Annotated in this window: 16 protein-coding genes; 2 read left to right on the forward strand and 14 right to left on the reverse strand. The window is 63.2% G+C overall.

The features are described from left to right. Entirely contained in the window at positions 1-1,260 is a 1,260-nt protein-coding gene (locus CKO40_RS04590; RefSeq protein WP_200345012.1) for a hemolysin family protein, read from the forward strand. Positions 1,261-1,668: 408 nt separating this feature from the next. Further along, entirely contained in the window at positions 1,669-2,028 is a 360-nt protein-coding gene (locus CKO40_RS04595; RefSeq protein WP_200345013.1) for a hypothetical protein, read from the forward strand. Between the two features lie 80 nt (positions 2,029-2,108). Here CKO40_RS04595 and CKO40_RS04600 read toward each other — a convergent pair whose 3' ends face one another. The 14 genes from CKO40_RS04600 to pyrH all read right to left on the reverse strand — a co-directional run bounded on the left by CKO40_RS04600 (position 2,109) and on the right by pyrH (position 15,696). After that, positions 2,109-2,648 (reverse strand): peroxiredoxin family protein, encoded by a 540-nt coding sequence (locus tag CKO40_RS04600; RefSeq protein ID WP_200345014.1) that lies wholly within the window; start codon positions 2,646-2,648, stop codon positions 2,109-2,111. Positions 2,649-2,839: 191 nt separating this feature from the next. Continuing rightward, a complete protein-coding gene (rnhB, locus tag CKO40_RS04605; RefSeq protein ID WP_200345015.1) occupies positions 2,840-3,478 on the reverse strand; it encodes a ribonuclease HII in 639 nt (212 codons plus the stop codon). Further along, the gene (gene lpxB, locus CKO40_RS04610) at positions 3,471-4,643 is read right to left on the reverse strand and encodes a lipid-A-disaccharide synthase (RefSeq protein WP_200345016.1); all 1,173 of its coding nucleotides are present in this window, start codon (positions 4,641-4,643) and stop codon (positions 3,471-3,473) included. The genes rnhB and lpxB overlap by 8 nt, the downstream gene beginning before the upstream one ends. Positions 4,644-4,652: 9 nt before the next feature. Continuing rightward, positions 4,653-5,423 carry an acyl-ACP--UDP-N-acetylglucosamine O-acyltransferase gene (lpxA, locus tag CKO40_RS04615; RefSeq protein WP_200345017.1) on the reverse strand — a complete coding sequence of 257 codons (771 nt, stop codon included), beginning with the start codon at positions 5,421-5,423 and terminating at the stop codon, positions 4,653-4,655. 3 nt (positions 5,424-5,426) lie between these two features. Continuing rightward, the gene (gene fabZ, locus CKO40_RS04620) at positions 5,427-5,861 is read right to left on the reverse strand and encodes a 3-hydroxyacyl-ACP dehydratase FabZ (RefSeq protein ID WP_200345018.1); all 435 of its coding nucleotides are present in this window, start codon (positions 5,859-5,861) and stop codon (positions 5,427-5,429) included. A gap of 169 nt (positions 5,862-6,030) precedes the next feature. Continuing rightward, the gene (gene lpxD, locus CKO40_RS04625) at positions 6,031-7,065 is read right to left on the reverse strand and encodes a UDP-3-O-(3-hydroxymyristoyl)glucosamine N-acyltransferase (RefSeq protein WP_200345019.1); all 1,035 of its coding nucleotides are present in this window, start codon (positions 7,063-7,065) and stop codon (positions 6,031-6,033) included. 52 nt (positions 7,066-7,117) lie between these two features. Next, positions 7,118-7,612, reverse strand: coding sequence for an OmpH/Skp family outer membrane protein (locus CKO40_RS04630; RefSeq protein WP_242476824.1), 495 nt, complete (start codon positions 7,610-7,612; stop codon positions 7,118-7,120). Between the two features lie 36 nt (positions 7,613-7,648). Then, positions 7,649-9,934 (reverse strand): outer membrane protein assembly factor BamA, encoded by a 2,286-nt coding sequence (gene bamA / locus CKO40_RS04635; RefSeq protein WP_200345020.1) that lies wholly within the window; start codon positions 9,932-9,934, stop codon positions 7,649-7,651. Between the two features lie 230 nt (positions 9,935-10,164). Continuing rightward, positions 10,165-11,529, reverse strand: a complete 1,365-nt coding sequence (rseP, locus tag CKO40_RS04640; protein WP_200345021.1) for an RIP metalloprotease RseP — start codon at positions 11,527-11,529, stop codon at positions 10,165-10,167. A gap of 6 nt (positions 11,530-11,535) precedes the next feature. Beyond that, positions 11,536-12,723, reverse strand: coding sequence for a 1-deoxy-D-xylulose-5-phosphate reductoisomerase (gene ispC, locus CKO40_RS04645; RefSeq protein WP_200345022.1), 1,188 nt, complete (start codon positions 12,721-12,723; stop codon positions 11,536-11,538). Positions 12,724-12,736: 13 nt separating this feature from the next. Next, a complete protein-coding gene (locus CKO40_RS04650) occupies positions 12,737-13,594 on the reverse strand; it encodes a phosphatidate cytidylyltransferase (protein ID WP_200345023.1) in 858 nt (285 codons plus the stop codon). After that, the gene (gene uppS, locus CKO40_RS04655; RefSeq protein WP_276570781.1) at positions 13,584-14,351 is read right to left on the reverse strand and encodes a polyprenyl diphosphate synthase; all 768 of its coding nucleotides are present in this window, start codon (positions 14,349-14,351) and stop codon (positions 13,584-13,586) included. The genes CKO40_RS04650 and uppS overlap by 11 nt, the downstream gene beginning before the upstream one ends. Before the next feature lie 59 nt (positions 14,352-14,410). Continuing rightward, positions 14,411-14,968: a ribosome recycling factor gene (frr, locus tag CKO40_RS04660; protein ID WP_200345025.1), complete on the reverse strand. Its 558-nt coding sequence runs from the start codon at positions 14,966-14,968 to the stop codon at positions 14,411-14,413. Next, a complete protein-coding gene (gene pyrH / locus CKO40_RS04665) occupies positions 14,965-15,696 on the reverse strand; it encodes a UMP kinase (RefSeq protein WP_200345026.1) in 732 nt (243 codons plus the stop codon). The genes frr and pyrH overlap by 4 nt, the downstream gene beginning before the upstream one ends. Between the last annotated feature and the right edge of the window lie 35 nt (positions 15,697-15,731).

Below are 15,731 nucleotides of genomic sequence, written 5' to 3' on the forward strand. Positions count from 1 at the left end.
ATGGACCCATTGATTGTGATTCCGCTCCTGGTCGCCCTGCTATTGCTAGAGGGCTTCTTCTCCGGCAGCGAGATCGCGCTGGTGCATGCCGATAAGTTCCGGCTCAAGGCGCGCGCGGCCAAGGGCCACCGCGGCGCCGAGCTCGCGCTCCGGCTCTTCGAGCGCCCCGAGGTCCTGCTCACGACAACGCTGATCGGGACCAACATCGCCGTGGTCACCCTGACCACGCTTGGCACGCTGCTGATGATCCAGGGCTTCGGCGAGCTGGGCGAGCTCTACGCCTTCCTGTTACTCACCCCAGTGCTGCTGGTCTTCGGTGAGATCGTACCGAAGAGCGTCTACCAGCAGAAGGCGGATGAATTGGCCCCGTCGGTTGTTCATGCGCTGCGCCTGTTCTCGATCCTATTCTACCCGCTGGTCTGGGTCTTCTCGCTCGTCGCTCGCGTTGCCGCGCGACTCGCGCGCGGACCGCGCTCGGCCTCGAGTCTCTTCATCACCCGCCAGCAATTCAGCACCTTGGTGGACATGGCCGACCGCGGCGCGGAGGTCGAGCTGTTCGACCGCAAACGGATCGAGCGCGCGATCCGCTTCGGTGACACCACGGTCGGCGAGGCGATGGTCCCGCTCGCCGAGATCACCGCGCTGAACCACCTGCGCAGCACCCATGACGCGGTGCAGCTGGTGCGCCAATCCGGCTTCAACCGACTGCCGATCTATCAGGGCAACATCGGCAATGTGACCGGGGTGGTCACGCTGACGGTCTGGGACTTGATGGACGAGGAGGTGACGACCAAACCGCTCGGCGAGCTGGTGCGCCCAGCACTCTACGTCTCGCCCTTACAGCTGATCCACGAGCTGCTGCCAGTGCTGCGCGAGCGCGCGGACCATATGGCCGTCGTCGTCGATGAGTTCGGCTCGGCCATCGGTATGATCACGATGGAGGACATCCTCGAGGAGGTGGTCGGCGAGATCGAGGTCGGCTATGACTTCGACGAGTATCATCAGAAGCGCAAGCGCCACTACCAGCGTATCGACCAGGGGCTCTACGTCTTCGACTCCAGGGTGCCGATCTCGGACCTCAACGCCTTGCTCGGCATCGATCTACCGGCCACCGAGTTCCACACCGCCGGCGGTTTTGTCGAGGCACGCCTGCGTCACATCCCAGGCGTCGGCGAAAGTGTCATCCACGCCGGTTGGCGCTTCACCGTCACGGAGGCCAATGAGCGCGCGGTACTGAAGCTGCGGATCGAGCGCTCTTGATGCCAGCGGCCTAGCGCCTCAACGTCAGCCACGCCGAGGTCTTCGGTCGAGGCGTGACCTTGCGATGATCGCCAAAACCATGAGCGCCAAAACCATGAGCGCCACCACAAACCCGCTTCTTGGCGGCAACCGGCTGCCAAGCACATTGCATCACCGACTGCTCGCCTCGATCCGGATGCATCGGGTCGATCCGGTCGACGGCCGCGCATAAGCCCCTGTCGAGACCGGAACCTCGAACCGCATATAGTCACCCGCCCTGGTTTCCGGACAGGCTGAGCCCATCGGTGCTGACTGCTCCGGGTTTTCTGTCCGGCGATCAGGCGGAATGGCTATAAACTGCAGTTGACCGCCGCGCAGATCAGGCAACAAAGTGGATCGACTAGGATATTGAACCGCCTGGAGCCACTCATGCTCGAAACAGTCTCTCGCTACGCCCGGTTTCTGCAGCCGCTGCGCCCGGTGCTGGGCATCGCCTTGGCACTGCTCGCGGTCGTTACAGCGATCGCCATCTTCAACCCTAACCTCGCCAGCCTACAGACGGCACTGCCTGCACTGATCACCGCACTGCTCTGGGTGCTCTGTGGACTCGTTTTCATCCAGGCCTTCGCCTCGGTGCCAGCGGCCCCGGACGCGGAGCTTCGCGGATGGGGCCGGCTGCTGCGCAGTATCAACCGTGGCTTCCACTGGCTCCTGCTCGCGGCCTTCGGGCTGATCACCGGCGCCGCCGTGCTGATCACAGCCCGGCTGGTCAACGACCTGCTGAGATAACGGGCGGTCTAACATCAACGACTCAAGATGGACGGGGCCGCCTGGGCGGCGCAGCGGCCTGAGCCGACGCAACGCAGCGGCTAGGGCTTGAGTGCTCGCACCCTATCGAGTAGCGCCGGATCATCCCACTCCCGTTCACCGGTGGCCTTATAGACCAAGCGTCCATCCGGCGCCAAGACGAAGGTCGTCGGCAGACCTCGCAACGGCCAACGCTGGGTCACTGCGGAATCGGTATCCATCGGCAACGGAAAGCTGACCGGGACCTGCTCGACGAATGCCTCGATCGACTCGGCGTCTTCGCCGACATTGATCGCGATCACGCCGATCCCGTCGTCTTGCAATTGTTCCCAGGCGCGCTGCATCGCTGGCATCTCAGCGCGACAGGGTGGACACCAGGTCGCCCAGAAGTTGACGATCAACGGTTGCCCACGAAAATCGGCGAGCCGGTACAGTTCACCCTGCGGGCCCTGAAGCGCGAAGTCCGGCGCCATCGGCTCACCTTCTACGGGCGTCAGCTCGACATCATTGCCATAGGCGGTCGACGCGACGGCGATCAGCGCCCAGGCGAGGCCGAACAGTCGGCTCAGCAATCGGGTGCGTCGTTTCGGTAAGCAGCGCATGCTGGGTACTCCTGAATTCGGATCGGCGAATACGAGATCTCTTAGGGGGTCGCCGTGTCACGGTGGGGCTTCTCGGGCGAATTCAGCTTCTCAGTGCGTAAGGGCTTTGGCGTCCATAATCAAATCGAGCCCGTCCTGCTCAGGGCCTTGGCAGCGCTGGGTGATCCGAGCCAAGGCGATTCAGCTGCTGTTCACGGAGCATTCCACTGCTGTTCACGGACCTGATCGGCTCGAGCGATCAGCGCCCTTACCGGTGCGAAGCTTCGTCGATGCTCACAACAGACGCCCAAACGCTGCAGTGCATCCAGGTGCGCCTTGGTTCCGTATCCCTTGTGCTGCGCGAATCCATAGCCTGGATAACATTGATCCAGACGCACCATCTCTTGATCTCTCGCCACCTTCGCCAAGATGGATGCCGCACCGATCGCCACGACGCTGCGGTCTCCCTTGATCACAGCCTGAGCCGGACAGCGCAGCCCGTCAGGGCAGCGATTGCCGTCGATCAGGGCCAAGCTCGGCACCACGGCGAGCGCCTCAATCGCACGTCTCATCGCCAACAGCGAGGCCTGGAGGATATTGAGCCGGTCAATCTCAACAACACTGACGAAGGCCACCGCAGAGGCAAGCGCCCGCCTCTGGATCTCGCCCGCCAAGCGCTCCCGACGGACGGCAGACAACGCCTTGGAATCGGTGATGCCTTCCGGGAGGTTGTGTGGATCGAGGATCACCGCCGCCGCATAGACGGGTCCGGCGAGCGGACCGCGCCCGGCCTCATCGACGCCGGCCGTGTGCGCCGAGGGGACCCCGACCGGGACGATTGGGTCAGCCATAGGCGTGCCCGGAACGCTGATCGAGCAGGCGCAGGATCGCCTCAGCAGCTCGCGCCGAGGCATCCTGCCTGAGCTCGCGGTGGACTGCGGTATAGACGCGCGCGATCTCGGCTTGCCGCTCAGGACTGTCGAGCAGGGCCAGCACGGCCGGCCCCATCTGATCGGGACGGCAGCGCTCCTGCAGAAACTCAGGCGCGAGCTCGCGCCCGACCAGCAGGTTGGCCATCGCGGCATAGCGCACCTTGATCAAGCGCAGTAGCCTGACCAAATGGAACGTCAGCCAATTGAGCCGGTAAGCGACGACCATGGGGCGCTTCAACAACAGTGTCTCAAGCGTCGCCGTCCCTGAGGCCGTCAGGACACAATCAGCGGCCGCGATGACCTCACGGCTTTGCCCGTCGACCAAGCGCAATGGCAGCGAGGGGGCCAACGCGAGACGCATCGCATCGAAACGCGCATGAAGGCTGGGGGAGACCATTGGCGCCATGAAGCGCACCGCTGGGCGCTGTTCGTGAATCCAGCGCGCGGTCTCGAGCATCGGCCGGCCGAGCAGCTCGACCTCGCCGCGCCGGCTCCCGGGCAGCAGGGCAACCAATGGCCCTTCAGCCCCCTTAATCCCCAGTGCGCGCCGCGCCGCGCTGCGGTCGACCTCCAATGGAAACGCATCGGCGAGCGGATGCCCGACGTATTCGACAGCGACATCGTGACGGCTCAGGAACTCCGCTTCGAAGGGAAAGATGCTCAGCATCAGATCGACCGAGCGCCGGATTGCCTTGACCCGGCCGGGTCGCCAGGCCCAGACCGTTGGACTGACCAAATGCGCGGTCGGGATGCCTCGCGCACGCAGCCGCCGTTCAAGGCCGAGATTGAAGTCCGGGGCATCCACTCCGATGACGACGTCCGGGTTCAACCGACCGAGCTTGGCGACCAGATCCCGCCGTGCCTTCAGCAGATCCGGCAGCACCTTGAGCACTTCGACAAGCCCCATCACCGAGAGCCGCTCCATCGGCAACAGGGTCTCGCAGCCTTGCGCCAGCATCTTCGGCCCAGCGACCCCGACGAAGCGCAGCTCAGGCCGCCGCTCGCGCAAGGCCTGAACCAACAGCGCGCCGAGCTGATCGCCCGACGGCTCGTTGGCCACGATACCGATCACCTGTGACTTCAACTTGACCGATCAGCGCACGATGCTGCGAGCACTCGTGCTCAGGAATGCGGCCATCCGAGCAACCACGGGCTCGCTCTCTGCCAATGTCTGCAACGCGTGCATCGCCTCATCGAGCTTCAGGTTCGACATGTAGAGGAGCCGGTAGGCGCGGCGGATCGCATTGATCTCGTTGTTCGAGAAGTCTCGGCGTTTGAGTCCTTCGCTGTTGATCCCCCGGGGCACTGCAGGGTGTCCATCAATCGTGACGTAAGGCGGCACGTCCTTGCCGATCACCGAACCCATCGCGCTGAAGCTGTGCGCACCGATCCGGCAGAACTGGTGGACGATGGAAAAGCCGCCCAGGATCGCCCAGTCCTCGATCACGACATGCCCGCCAAGGGAGGCCGCATTCGCCATGATCACATGGTCCGCGATGATGCAGTCATGCGCGACATGGGTGTAGGCCATGAACAGGTTGTCATTGCCAATGCAGGTCTCACCGCCGCCCTGGAGGGTTCCACGGTGGATCGTGGCGGATTCCCGCACGACATTGCGGTCGCCAACGATCAGCCTCGTCGGCTCGCCGCCGTATTTCTTGTCCTGAGGCTCCTCGCCAACCGACGCGAACTGAAAGATGCGATTATCGCAACCGAGCACGCTCGGTCCTCGCACCAGGGCATGCGGGCCAATCCAGGTGCCATGGCCGATCCGGACATCGGCGCCGATGATGGCATAGGGTCCAACCTCGACGTCATCGTCGAGCTGCGCGGAAGGATCGACGACCGCGGTTGGGTGGATCAAGACTCAGAAATCCCGGGCCGTGCACATGATGTCGGCGCTCGCGACCATCCGCTCGTCCACGCGCGCTTCCCCCGAGAACTTCCAAATACCGCGCTTTACATTATGGACCCTGACGTCGAGGAAGAGCTGGTCACCAGGCTCGACTGGGCGTTTGAAGCGTGCGTTATCGATACCAACGAAATAGTAGAGCGACTTCTCCCCGACCTCATCAGGCCGCGACTCCATCGCCAAGAGCCCGGTCGCCTGCGCTAGTGCTTCGATGATGAGAACCCCCGGCATCACCGGACGCACCGGGAAATGCCCGGTGAAGTAGGGCTCATTAAAGGTCACGTTCTTGAGGCCGATCAGCTGTTCATTCGGCTCGAACAGCACGACCCGATCGACGAGCAGAAACGGATAACGGTGCGGCAGCAGACTCAGCACCTTATGGATATCCATCTTAATCAAGACCACCTCCAGCAAGCCGGCTGCGCCTCATCATCATGCGTCCTCTACGCTTGTTCTTCATTCGTCACAACAGCGGCCGATGCCGGGCGTCTCAGCGTTGCCTAAAGGCAGCACTAGCCTTGCCCGCGCCCGCTCTCACCTGGGTTGAGGGAGGCTGCCGTCACTCGGTAGCCTGCATTTCTCGGAGGGCCGCAACCTCGTCCTCGAGCCGCCGCAGCCGTCGCGCCATCTCATCGAGATGCCGAAAACGGGCGACGTTTCGGCGCCAATCGGCACTCGGCATGGCCGGGATGCCGCTGCTGTAGCTCCCGGACTGCTCGAAAGACCGAGTCACCATCGCCATGCCGCTAAAATGCACACCATCGCCAATGGTCAAGTGCCCCGCCATCCCCACCGCGCCGGCGACGGTGCAGTTCTTACCGATCTTCGTCGATCCAGAGACCCCAGAGCAGGCCGCCATCGCGGTATTCTCACCGACCTGAACGTTGTGGCCGATCTGAATCAGATTGTCGATCTTGACCCCATCGGAGATCAGGGTCTCGCCGATGGCGCCGCGATCGACGGCACTATTGGTGCCGATCTCGACATCGTCGCCGATGCGCACGCGACCGACCTGCGGGATGCGGACCCAACGTTCCCCATCTCGGGCAAACCCGAAACCATCGCGCCCGATTACCGCCCCAGGATGCAATAGTACACGTTTGCCAATGATGCTCCCGGCGCAGATCGTCACTGCAGCCGTCAACCGCGAGTCATCACCAATCGCGCTGTCGCGCTGGACTAAGCAGCCAGGGCCGATCTCGACCCCGGCGCCGATGCGGACCTGATCCTCGATCACGCAGAGCGGGCCAATCGAGGCGCTCGGGTCGATCACTGCTGTCCCGGCGACCACGGCGCTCGGGTGGCAACCGACCGGTGCGCGTTGCCGGGGATGGAGCAGCTCGACCGCGCGCGCGAACGCAAGGGTTGGGTTCTCGGCGGTCAGGCAAGGACAGGGTGCTTCGCCGACGAATTCCGGCGCCAGGATGACTGCCCCCGCACCAGTGGCATGCAGCCCCTTGAGGTGCCGCCCAGAGCTCAGGAAGCTCAATCCATCAGCGCAGCTGTCGTCGAGCGCACAGACCCTGGTCACATCGGCGTCCGGGCCCTGAGCGAACCTGGCACCAATGCGCGTTGCAAGCTCACTAACCAGCATCGCTTGTATGCTATCTCTGGAGTTCGATGACCGGCGGCCCTTCGCGAGCCGATCAGCGCTTCTCGAAGACCTCTTTCAGACGGTCGATGACCTCATCCGACATATCGACGCGCGCGCTCGAATAGACCACCCCTTCGCTCAGGATCAGATCGATGTCGTTGTCTTTGGCGACCTGCTCCACGACCTCCTCGACCTGTTTCACCAATTTTGTCCGCAAATCGCTCTGACGAAGCGCGAAGTCGGCCTGCAATTCCTCGCGGGCGTACCGCAACCGCCGCTCGCGCGCGCGGATATCATTGCGCAGGCGGGTGATCTCATCGGTACGCATCAGTGCGCCGTCGCGCTCGAGTCGGTTCTCGAGCCGGTCGATATCCTCCTGCTGCGCAGCCAGCTCGGCCTCGCGTTCCTGCGCTTCGGCGCTCAGCAGATTACGGGCCGCCTCATACTGGGGTGACTCTTCGACGATACGATTCGGGTCGATGACAGCGATTCGGAAGGGATCATCAGCGGCCGCCGTGCCCGCCAGGAGCAGGCTGAGATAGGCCAAGAGTTGCCAACCTGGTCTCAACATAGCCACCCGTGATTAGAAGGTTTGTCCAAACGAGAACTGGAAGATCTGTGTCTCGTCCTCGTCCTCTGAATTGAGCGGATAGGCCAAGCTCAACGATAGGGCGCCAACCGGTGACAGCCAGGCAAACGACAGCCCTGTCGAATAACGGAGCTCACCGAGATCAAAGCCCGTCCGGTCGACCAATGGCTCAGACTCGGTCCACCAGACATTACCGACATCGAGAAAGGCGCCGAGCCGCACCGTGTTCTCAAAATCGCCGCCGAACGGCGGTGGCGCATAGACCTCGAGCCCGCCGGTCAGCTTGAGGTTGCCACCGACCGGGTCTTGATCGCCATCGACTTCGCGCGGGCCGAGCGTATAGGCGTCATAGCCCCGGACCGATCGCGGTCCGCCGGCATAGAAGTTCTCGAAGAAGGGCAATTGCGGTGTATCGCCATAGGATGCGCCATAACCGAGGTCACCGCGAACGGCGAAAGTGAAGCGCTGGGTCAATGGGATGTACTGGCGCCCCTGGACATTGAGACGGTAGTACTGGAGGTCGCTGCCGGGCACGGCGACCTCGCCGAACACCCGCTGCAGTGTTCCGCGCGTTGGGAAGATCGCCGAATCGCGGCTGTCCTTCGTATAGCTCGCGGTCAGGAAGAAATCGTTGAATGTGTCGCCGTTTGCATCGACGAAATCCTGGGCCAGCAGCGACGCACCCCCTGGAAAGAAACGCGTGTACTGATAGCGAAAACCAAGCCCGGCCCGCATCGTATCGGAGATCGGGAGGCCGAAGTTCATCTCGGCGAGACCGATGTCGGTCGAGTAGTCGGCGCCGGTCAGATCATCGAAGTCGGTTGCCCGATAGGTGAGGTCGAAGCCCCGGCTGATTCCGTCGATGGTGAAGTACGGATTGGTGTAGGCAAGCCGATAGAGCTGGGCGCTTCGACTCGTGTTCACCGCAAACGAGACGCGCTTCCCAGTTCCGAGGAAATTGTTCTGGGTCACGCTCGCATTCAAGAGCAGACCCTGTGACTGCGAGAAGCCGACACCCGCTAACAGATTTCCGGAAGGCTTCTCCTTGACCGTCACATCGACATCGACCTGATCGGCCAGACCGGGCACCGCCGGCGTTTCGATCGTCACGTCCTCGAAATAGCCCAACCGCTGCAAGCGCTCGCGGGAGCGCTTGACCAGCTCGGTCGAGAACCAGGCGCGCTCGAGCTGGCGCATCTCGCGCCGCAGTACCACGTCACGGGTGCGAGTATTCCCCTCCATGTTGACCCGACGCACATAGACGCGCTTGCCTGGATCGATGAAGAAGGTAATCGTGACCTCCTTCGCCTCCTCGTCGATCTCCGGCACCGCGTTGACGTTCGCGAAGGCGTACCCCTCGCTGCCGAGGAGCTCAGAGATGCGCTCAGCGCTCTCGGTCGCCTTGCTTCGAGAGAAATCCTCTCCGCGGCGCAGATGGATCAGCGGAAACAGCTCCTCGACCGGTACCGAGGGCTGACCGGCAAGCTTAATGTCTTTGACCTGGTAGACGTCGCCCTCGTCGATCGCAACGGTCACATACATCCCGTCTTTGTCGGGGCTGATCGACACCTGCGTGGAGGTAATCTTGAAGTTGACATAGCCGCGGTCGAGGTAGAACGAGCGCAGGGCCTCGAGATCGCCGCCGAGCTTCTGCTTCGAGTATTGATCGTTCTTGGTGTAGAACGAGTGCCACTTGGTCGTGCCGAGATCGAACTGCTTGAGCAGCTCCTTCTCGGTGAAGGCCTCGTTACCGATGATATTGACCTGTTTGATGCGCGCCGTGCGCCCCTCGCCGATCGCGATCCGCACCGCAACGCGATTGCGCTCCAATGGCGAGACCGTCGACTCGATCTCGACACCGTACTTGCCGGCACCGAAATACTGCCGCCGCAGCTCCTGCTCGATCCGGTCCAGCATCACCGGGTTGAACACCCGGCCCTCGGACATGCCGATGTCGGCCAGCCCCTCCTTGAGCTTGTCGGTCTTCAGCGATTTGTTACCCGTGATATCGATCTGGGCAATCGCCGGCCGTTCCCGCACAACGACGATCAGCACGTCGCCTTCGCGCTCGACACGCACGTCGCTGAAAAAACCGGTCGCATAGAGCGTCCGGATGATGTTACCGGTGATCCCGTCGCTGACCCGATCCCCGACCTGGACAGGCAGATAGTTGAAGATCGTCCCGGCCGCAATGCGCTGGAGACCCTCGACGCGGATATCGGCAACATCGAACTCGGCGGCTTGGACGCCGGCCACGAGCAACAGTAGGGCCGCCAGCATTGCCCTTAGGCGGCCCTTTGCGCGATCTGCGCGAAACGACGTCACATTGCCCCCCTCAAATCACGCGACGGATCAGCTGATCTGCAATCGGTGTCGGCACACCCCGCGGGCAAGCGCCTCATCAGGACAGAGGGAAGCCCGGCTAGGGTCCTGTTCCCCACCACTCAACGGCGATGACGATGTCGTGACCCGCGACCGCAAACTGCACGAGTATAAGGGATTCGCCCAGATCAGCCCAGTAAACGTGCGATATCCACGTAGAACGCGAGGGTCATCAACGAGATCAGCAGCACGATCCCCACGCGCTGCCCTTGCTGCTGGACTGCTTCGGAGAGTGGACGGCCGATCACGCCCTCGATGGCAAAATAGAGCAGGTGGCCGCCGTCAAGGACCGGAATCGGGAAGAGATTGATCAGTCCCAGGCTGACGCTGAGCAACGCGAGGAACTGGACGAATGACGCCAGCCCATAGCTTGCGGTCTGGCCGGCGGTGTCGGCGATCCCGATCGGGCTGCTGATGTTGTCGACCGATGCCGCCCCGATGAGCATCTTGCCGACGATCTGCAGCGTCAGCAGCGAGACATCGATGACACGACGCGTCGCCTCGACAGCCGCCTCGAGCGGGCCATAACGGACCCAGACTTCTTGCTCGGCCCAGAGCTCGTCCGGATAGCGCACACCGGCACCGATGCGTCCCACGCGCTCCCCGTCGGCCTCCACCGTTTCGGGCTGGATCACGAGTGTCCGCTGGGTACCATCGCGGTCGATGACCAGCTCGAGCTCCTTGCCAGGGCTCGACTGAATGGCCGACACCAGCTGCTGCCAATCATCGATCTCGACCCCGTCGATCCGCAGGACGCGGTCCCCGGTTTCGAGTCCGGCCGCGGAGGCCGGTTTGCCGTCGAGCACCTCACCGATCACCGGCGGAACGGGCGGCGAGGCGCGCTGCAGCCCGATCGCTTCGAGAAAGCCCCGACCGGGCTCGAGCTCGGCGAGCAGATTGCCGTCGAGGACGCGCTCCTGCTCGCTGCCGTCGGGCCGACGGACCCGGATCGAGAGGTCGTCATCACCCATCCCCTCGGCCAGGGTCGCCATCCATACGTCACCCCAGGTCGGCGTCGCCCGCCCGCCGACGTCCAACACCATATCACCGCTCTGAAAGCCCGCCTCAGCGGCGATGCTGGCCTGCGGCACCTCGCCGACCTCCGGTTTGAGACCGGACTGCCCCGCCATCAGCAACAGCCAGTAGATGACCAGCGCGAACAGGAAATTGGCCGCCGGACCGGCGGCCACGATCGCTGACCGTTTCCAGAGCGACTGCCGGTTGAAGGCCCATTTCAGCTCTGCATCGGCAACCGGCTCTTCCCGCTCATCGAGCATCTTGACGTAACCGCCGAGCGGGATCGCGGCGATCATATATTCGGTCGGATCGCCACGCCGACGCCAGCTCAGCAAGGGTCGGCCGAAGCCAATCGAGAAGCGCAGCACCTTGACGCCCACGCGCCGGGCCACCCAGAAATGGCCGAACTCATGGACCGTCACGAGCACAATGATCGCGACGAGAAAGGCACCAATTTTGAGGAGTAGCTCTAGCATCAGGCTCTAACCGACCAGTGCGCTCACGATTCGTTCCGCCCTCTCACGCGCTTGCACATCGACTGCCAGCACATGCTCGAGACCGGTCCCATCGACGGGCTCGGCTGGCAGCTCGTTCATTGACCGTTCGACCACGGTCGCGATCTCGGTGAACAGGATACGCCCGGCAAGGAAGGCTGCGACCGCAATCTCGTTCGCAGCATTGAGTATCACGGGACCAGTCCCGCCCTCACTGGCGGCACGGTAGGCCAAATCGAGACAGGGAAAGCGAGCCGGCGTCGGCGGCTCGAAGTCGAGTGTTGCCGTCGCGAACAGATCGAGCGGCTCGACGCCGGAGGCCATGCGTTCAGGCCAGGCCAGCGCATGGGCGATCGGCGTGCGCATATCCGGATTGCCGAGCTGCGCGAGCACCGAGCCGTCGTTGTACTGAACAAGCGAGTGGATCACGCTCTGCGGATGGATCACGACTTGGATCTGATCCGGTGAGGTATTGAATAGCCAACAGGCCTCGATGATCTCGAGCCCCTTGTTCATCATCGTCGCCGAGTCGACCGAGATCTTGCGCCCCATCTGCCAGTTCGGATGGGCGCAGGCCTGATCTGGCGTCACCGCTGCGAGGGACTCCGGCGCCGCATGACGAAACGGCCCGCCCGAAGCCGTGAGCAGAATCCGCTCGACACCGCATTGACTGAGCCCGTCCGCGAAGGTCGGCGGCATGCATTGGAAGATCGCATTGTGCTCACTGTCGATCGGTAGCAGCGTTGCGCCATTGGCCGTCGCAGCGCGCATCACGATGTCCCCCGCGACGACCAGCGCCTCCTTGTTCGCAAGCAGCACACGTTTGCCGGCCCGGGCTGCGGCCAGGGTCGACTGCAGGCCGGCCGCACCGACGATCGCCGCCATCACATAATCGGTCTCGGGAGCTGCCGCAACGGTCTCCAAGGCGTCGGCCCCCTCCAGTACCTCGGGCGGATTCGCCAGCCCGGAGAGCGCCTCGCGCAACGCCAACGCCGCCGCCGGATCGACCATCACCGCATAGTCCGGTTCGAACCGCCGGCACTGTTCGGCCAGGCGCTCGACATTGCGATGCGCGCTCAACGCCACGACCCGAAACCGGTCCGGATGCCGTTCCACCACATCAAGGGTGCTGACACCGATCGAGCCGGTCGACCCAAGTACCGTAATACCGATCATAAGGTTCTCCAGTTTAAGGTCCCCCGATCAGCCAGATCAGACCAAGCGCAAAGATTGGCGCCGCCGCCGTCGTGCTATCGATTCGATCGAGCATACCGCCATGACCGGGAAGCAAGGAGCCGGCATCCTTGATGCCGCGTCGGCGCTTGAGCAGACTCTCGAACAGATCGCCCACGACCGACATGACCGCGGTGACCACGCAGATCAGCACCAGCAAACTGCCTTTGACCACTGGGAGGCCGAGCGCGAGCGCAAGCACCCCACCCCAGAGCGCAGCCGCGAGGATGCCGCCATAGACCCCGATCCGCGTCTTGCCCGGGCTCAAGAGTGCCGATAGCTTAGCCCGGCCGAAGCGCCGACCGCTGAAATAGGCTGCCGTATCGGCGATCCAGATCAACAGGAGCAGACTCAGCGCGAGGAAGGGGCCATCGCCTTGGAGGCCGTGCAGATGGACCAGGGCCAGCCAAGGCGCGCTCAGCACCAGCAATCCAAGCAGAAGCAGCAGTGGCTCGGTCGGCGGCGCCGGCTCGATGCGGTGGATCAAGCCTAGACGCACCAGAAGCGCAAGCCACCAGAGCGCCGCGCAGGCGAGCAGGAAGGCATCGAGCCCGCGCGGTGCAGCATCCCAAAGCAGCAGGAGGCAGATGAGGGTGCTCAGCACATAACCAGCGCGCGCCAGCGCCGAATCGAAGCCGGCCAAACCGGACCATTCCCAGGCCGCTAGCCCCACGAACAGGGCCATCAGCCCCGCGAACCAGGCAGTCGGCAGCATCAGCACGGCCGCGATCACCAGCGGGGCGAGCAAGCCAGCCGTGAGCATCCGTGCCCGGAGGCCTTGAACCTGCACCCGCGTCACGGAATCAGCCTCCATAGACCTCGGCCAGCTCGGTGATCTGCTCGCCGGTACGCCCGAAGCGACGCTGACGGCGCCCGAAGTCCTTGAGCGCAGCCACGAAGGCGTCGGCATCGAACTCGGGCCACATCAGGTCCGAGAAGTAGAGCTCCGCATAAGCGCATTGCCAAAGGAGAAAGTTGCTGACTCGCTTCTCGCCGCCGGTGCGGATGAAGAGATCGGGCTCCGGAAAGCCGCCGGTGCAGAGTCGCGACGCGATCGCGGTCTCATCGATGTCCTCGGGGCGCAGACGCCCCTCAGCGACGTCCCGGGAAAGCGACTGAACCGACTGCACGATGTCCCAACGCCCGCCATAGTTGGCCGCGATCTGCAGCAGCAGCGCCTTGCCGTCCTGCGTCGCCGCTTCGGCCTCGGCCATCTGGCGTTGGAGCCTGTGCGAAAACGCAGAGAGCTCACCGATGAAACGTAGCCGGACATCGTGCTCGACTAACCGTTTCACCTCGACCCTCAGCGTATTCATGAAGAGCTCGAGGAGGGTATTGACCTCGGAACGGGGCCGGCGCCAATTCTCACTGCTGAAGGCAAAGAGTGTGAGCACCTCAACGCCGCTGCGCAGACCTTGCTCGACGACCGCACGGACGCTCTTTGCACCCGCTCGGTGACCCTGGGTACGGGGCAGCCCGCGCTGCCGAGCCCAGCGCCCGTTGCCGTCCATGATGATGGCGACATGCGCCGGAACCCTGAACTGGGTACCGTCTTGGTCAGGCTCTGGCAACGCGATCATCCAGCTTCGGAGAGGGCTTGCAGACTTCCGCAAACGCGATCAAACCGCACTCAAATCGCCATCAGATCCTGTTCTTTCTCCTCGAGGATTTGGTCGACCTCTTTGACGAATTGGTCGGTCAGCTTCTGCACGATCTCCTGACCACGCCGCTCGTCGTCCTCGGAAATCAGCTTCTCCTTGACCAGTTCCTTGAGCTCGTGATTCGCGTCTCGGCGGATATTCCGAACGGCAACCCGTGCCTGCTCGGCCTCTTGTCGAGCGATACGCTGGAGATCGCGACGGCGCTCCTCGGTCAGCGCCGGCATCGGAACCCGGATCACGGTGCCGGCGCTATTGGGATTCACGCCGAGATCCGACTGAAGGATCGCCTTCTCAACGGCCTGGACCATGTTCCGTTCCCAAGGCGTCACGGTTAGGGTGCGCGCATCCTCGACCGCGATGCTCGCGACCTGATTGATCGGCACCTCCGAGCCATAGTAGCTCACGCGCAGGTGATCGAGCAGCGACGGATGAGCGCGCCCGGTGCGGATCTTCGCCAGCTCGTGGCGCAGCGCCTCGGCGCTCTTCGACATCCGTTCAGCCGCGTCTTTCTTGATATCGTCAATCATGGTTCATTTCCAGTGACCACCAGCGAGCCAATGTCTTCACCCGCCGCCACTCGGGTCAGCGCGCCGGCCTCGTAGATATTCAGGATTCGCAACGGGATACCATTGTCTCGGCACAGCACGATGGCGGTCGTGTCCATCACCTTCAGACGCTCGGCGATCGCCTGATCATAGGTCAGACGCTTATAGAACCTTGCCGAGGGATTGGTCACCGGATCATCGGAAAAGACGCCGTCAACCTTGGTGGCCTTCACCAGGAGCTCAGCGCCGATCTCGACCGCTCGCAGACTCGCCGCCGAGTCGGTCGTAAAGAACGGATTGCCGGTGCCTGCCGCGAAGATAGTAACCCGTCCTTTGTCGAGATGCCTCAACGCGCGGCGGCGGATGTAATCCTCACAGACCTGATTGATCTTGAGTGCAGACATCACGCGGGTCGGGACTGACCGCCGCTCGAGCGCATCCTGCATCGCAAGCGCATTCATCACCGTCGCCAGCATCCCCATGTGATCGCCAGTGACCCGGTCCATCCCGTCCGACGCGAGCGCCGCGCCGCGAAAGATGTTCCCCCCGCCGATGACGAGCGCAACCTGGACGCCGCACCTTGAGACATCGCCGACATCATCGGCAAGCCGGCCGAGCAGCTGCGGATCGATACCACAGGGCTCGTCGCCAAGCAGGGCCTCCCCACTGAGCTTGAGCAGGATGCGGCGATAGTGGGGAGTCTGCGACAAGGAACCGTCCTGTTAAAAGCGTAACGCGCGACTGG

The sequence above is a fragment of the Halochromatium glycolicum genome (genome assembly GCF_016584085.1).
Lineage (GTDB): Bacteria > Pseudomonadota > Gammaproteobacteria > Chromatiales > Chromatiaceae > Lamprobacter > Lamprobacter glycolicus.